General features: G+C 67.7%; 4 protein-coding genes. 2 read left to right on the top strand and 2 right to left on the bottom strand.

All coding sequences use genetic code 11. The annotated features are described in order from the left end of the window. Together ACWGKQ_RS51935 and iolB are read right to left on the bottom strand one after the other, a co-directional pair. Positions 1–698, bottom strand: a 698-nt coding sequence (locus ACWGKQ_RS51935) for an aldehyde dehydrogenase family protein (protein ID WP_453299139.1), incomplete at its 3' end; no start/stop codon positions are given. Between the two features lie 128 nt (positions 699–826). Next, positions 827–1,558, bottom strand: a complete 732-nt coding sequence (iolB, locus tag ACWGKQ_RS51930) for a 5-deoxy-glucuronate isomerase (RefSeq protein ID WP_453299138.1) — start codon at positions 1,556–1,558, stop codon at positions 827–829. Between the two features lie 488 nt (positions 1,559–2,046). Here iolB and ACWGKQ_RS51925 point away from each other — a divergent pair, with 488 nt between their 5' ends. Both ACWGKQ_RS51925 and ACWGKQ_RS51920 read left to right on the top strand, forming a co-directional pair. Further along, complete coding sequence (locus ACWGKQ_RS51925; protein ID WP_453299137.1) at positions 2,047–3,066, top strand: substrate-binding domain-containing protein; 1,020 nt, start codon at positions 2,047–2,049, stop codon at positions 3,064–3,066. After that, positions 3,066–3,679, top strand: a 614-nt coding sequence (locus tag ACWGKQ_RS51920) for an ABC transporter permease (RefSeq protein ID WP_453299136.1), incomplete at its 3' end; no start/stop codon positions are given. The genes ACWGKQ_RS51925 and ACWGKQ_RS51920, both read left to right, overlap by 1 nt.

Raw genomic sequence — 3,679 nt, 5'->3', positions numbered from 1 at the left:
ATGTAGCGGGCGATCGGGGTCGAGCCGACGAAGGAGACCGCCTTGACGTCCGGGTGCTCCAGGAGCCGGTCCACGGCCACCTTGTCACCGTGCACCACGTTGAAGACGCCGTCGGGCAGCCCGGCCTCGGCCAGCAGCTCGGCGATCTTGACGGACGCGGAGGGGTCCTTCTCGGACGGCTTCAGGACGAAGGTGTTGCCGGTCGCGATGGCCATCGGGAACATCCACATCGGGACCATCGCCGGGAAGTTGAACGGCGTGATGCCCGCGACGACGCCGAGCGGCTGCCGGATCGAGGAGACGTCCACGCGGGACGCGACCTGCGTGGACAGCTCGCCCTTCAGCTGCACGTTGATACCGCAGGCCAGGTCCACGATCTCCAGACCGCGGGCCACCTCACCCAGGGCGTCGCTGTGCACCTTGCCGTGCTCGGCGGTGATCAGCTCGGCGATCGCGTCCCGGTTGGCGTCAAGCAGGGCGCGGAAGCGGAACAGGATCTCCGTGCGCTTGGCCAGCGAGGACTGACCCCACGCCACGAACGCGTCCTTGGCGTCCGCGACCGCCGCGTCCACCTCGTCGACCGACGCCAAGGGGACCTGCTTCTCCAGGTGCCCGGTGGCCGGGTCGTGGACAGGGCCGTAACGCTCGGACGAACCCTCGCGGGGCTTGCCGTTGATCCAGTGGCTGAGGCGCTTCATCGGATGCGGGTTTCCTTTCGGGCGGCCGGACTCAGGTGTGGCCGAGGCGGCTGTCGGGTGCGGTGCGGAGGAGGCGAGGGTCGGCCGGCGGTGTCAGGACCCGCGAGTCCCGGTCCGGCAGGGGGTAGTCAGACGACGGCCGGAGGCTGTACGCCGGGGCCCGCCATGACGTTGAGGTAGTACATGTCGTGGCCCGGCGCGGAGACGAAGGGACCGCACCAGCCGGTGCGTACGAGAACGACGTCGCCGTCACGGACCTCCGCCGGAAAGCCGGACTCGCGGCCACTGCCGACGGAGACCCGCCGGTGGGCGGCCCCGTCGTCTCCGGCGGACTCGAAGTAGTAGATCTCCTCCCGTCGGTTCCCGTCCGGGTGGTCCTGCTGGTGCGCGTCCGGCGGGAAGGAGCACCAGTTGCCGCCGGGCGTCAGGACTTCGACGACGCTGAGCCTGTCGCACTCGAAGCCCCCTGCCGCGGTAAGGCTGTTGATCAGGCGGCTGTGGCGGCCGCTGCCGTCCGCTTCGACAGGAACAGCCGCGGCGGGCTGGTAACGGGCAGGCAGACGCCGGTCGCAGCGCGCTCCGACGAGCGCGAAGCGGCCGCCGCCTCGGGTGGCGAGGGCGACGTGCGCGTCGCGCGGCATGTACACGAAGTCCGTGACACCGCTGAAGACGTTCTGCCGTCCGAACAGCCGGAACGTCCGGCCGCCGAGGGCGACCGTGCACGAGCCGGACAACGGCACCACGAACCACTCGCTGTCGTCGGTGTCGAAGTCGTGCCAGCCACCCGGCGGCAGGTCGACCACGCGCAGGCTGGAGAACTCCCAGCCCGCGGTCCGGGGCGTGACGTCAACGGTGTACAAGGCACTCGCGGTCCTGCCCGCGGGCAGGTGACACGAGTGGTCCCGACCACGCGGTTCGGGCGAACGGGTCATGGCGGGAGCCTCCTTCGGACGGCGCGATTCACCGTTCTCTATGCAGAGACACTCTGGTCCGGAACAGAAATTCGTCGACCCTCGCTCGATCCATGGTTAATACATCAAATGGGCCGCCCATTCGAGACTCCCCTCGATGCGGCAGATATCTTCCCGTCACGGCCGAGAAAGCGAGGGGACGGGCTTGAGAGCCCTGGTCATTTCAGGTGTAGAGGGCGCGCACAACCAGCGTCAAGCAATTGCCCTGACATCTTGCCTTGATGGACAAATGATGTCTTTACAAGCGTTGACCTCAGGGTGGCGTGAGGGTTCCATCTCCGTCATAGGCAACAGCCGTGTTAACGGCATGTGTTCCGGAGCGTTCGCCCGGTCAGCCGCCTCCACCCTCCCCAGCCGCACAGTGAGGTGCCGGAAAGATGGACCGTTCGTCCCACCCCCGCTCGCGCAGAATCGCTCCTGTCGTCGCAACCGCTGCGGCGGCCGCACTGCTCCTCGCCGGATGCTCCAGCAGCTCGGGTGGAAAGAAGGCCGACGAGGGCGGGGCCGCCGTCTCCGCCGGCAAGGCCAGCACGCCCCGCATGACGGTCGCCCTGATCACGCACGCCGCGCCCGGTGACACCTTCTGGGACATCGTCCGCAAGGGCGCCGCGGCCGCCGCGGCCAAGGACAACGTCAAGCTGGTCTACTCGTCCGACCCGAACGCGGGCAACCAGGCCAACCTGGTGCAGAACGCGATCGACCAGAAGGTCGACGGGATCGCCGTCACTCTGGCCAAGCCGGATGCGCTGAAGAGCGTCGTCGCCAAGGCCGGGCAGGCCGGCATACCCGTCGTCGGCTTCAACTCCGGTGTGAGCGACTGGAAGCGGCTCGGTCTGCTGGAGTTCTTCGGGCAGGACGAGACGGTGGCAGGTGAGGCGTTCGGCAACCAGCTCAACAAGGCCGGCGCCAAGCACACCGTCTGTGTCATCCAGGAGCAGGGCAACATCGGCCTCACCCAGCGCTGCGACGGGCTGAAGAAGACCTTCAAGGGCAAGACCGACATCCTCTACGTCAACGGCACCGACGCACCGTCCGTGAAGTCGACGATCACCGCGAAGCTCAGCCAGGACAGTTCCATCGACTTCGTGGCGACCCTCGCCGCGCCGATCGCGCTGATCGCCACCCAGTCGATCTCCGACGCGGGCAGCAAGGCCAAGCTCGCGACGTTCGACCTCAACAAGGACGCGGTCAGCGCCATCCAGTCCGGCAAGCTCCAGTGGGCCATCGACCAGCAGCCCTACCTCCAGGGCTACCTGTCCGTCGACTCCCTGTGGCTCTACAAGACGAACGGAAACTACAGCGGCGGCGGTCAGCAGGCCGTGCTGACCGGCCCGGCCATCGTCGACAAGACCAACATCGACAAGGTCGCCGCCTTCGCCGCGAAGGGCACCCGGTGATGACTATGACCCAGCAGGCTGCGCCGGCGACGACCTCCCCGTCGCCGGCCCCGCCGGCCCAGGAGAAGGACGGCCGCACGTCCGAGCGGTCGCCGGCCATCCGGCTGCTGGCCCGCCCCGAGGTGGGCGTCTTCCTCGGCGCCGCGGCGGTCTACGTCTTCTTTCTGATCGCGGCTCCGCCGGTGCGCGACGGCTCCTCGATGGCGAACATCCTGTACCAGTCGTCCACCATCGGCATCATGGCGCTGCCGGTCGCGCTGCTGATGATCGGCGGCGAGTTCGACCTCTCCTCGGGTGTCGCCGTGATCTCCTCGGCGCTCACCGCCGCCATGTTCAGCTACCAGCTCACCCTCAACGTGTGGGTGGGTGTGATCGCCGCGCTCGTCGTGTCTCTGGCCATCGGGTTCCTCAACGGCTGGCTTGTGGTCAAGACGGGACTGCCCAGCTTCCTGATCACCCTGGGCACCTTCCTGATCCTCCAGGGTATGAACCTCGCGGTGACCAAGCTGGTCACCGGAAACGTCGCCACCGACGACATCAGCAACATGGACGGCTTCTCCCAGGCGCAGAAGGTCTTCGCGTCGTCCTTCGACATCGGCGGCGTCCAGGTGAA

The sequence above is a fragment of the Streptomyces sp. NPDC054770 genome (assembly GCF_053611985.1).
The sequence above is the reverse complement of the archived record's forward strand: the minus strand, read 5'-3'. Positions and strand labels throughout refer to the sequence as shown.